Source organism: Cedecea sp. B1(4) (genome assembly GCF_059414925.1).
In genome coordinates this window covers 1-311 of the sequence record NZ_JCAHMZ010000222.1, presented here as the reverse complement: position 1 = coordinate 311, position 311 = coordinate 1, and the positions used below count along the sequence as shown (strand labels likewise).

The window sequence follows — 311 nt, the reverse complement described above, 5'->3', positions numbered from 1 at the left end:
ATCGCGCACGCATTCCAGGATGGACGCAGTAGTGCGCACGGTAAATTCCGCCTCATCAATCACGATGGGGGTTTGCCGCTGGGCGACATGGCCAATGATGCGGGCTTGCACTTCCTGATTGCGGCCGCTGTTGGACAGCTTCAAGGTGTCGGCCATCTCCGTCAGCAGGCCGCGCTTGGTCCACGTCTCTTTGGCGCGCAGATAGATGGCGTTGGTATCCATGGCGAAGCGGTCGACCGTCTCGCTCTTGCCCAGCCCGGCCGGGCCGGTGACAAGAAGGATAGATGCCTCGCGCGCGCCGCGCTGTTCAA

1 protein-coding gene is annotated in these 311 nt (G+C 62.4%); it reads right to left on the bottom strand.

From position 1 onward, the window contains the following. Positions 1–311, bottom strand: a 311-nt coding sequence (locus tag ACR6JA_RS22710) for an AAA family ATPase (protein WP_494599724.1), incomplete at both ends; no start/stop codon positions are given.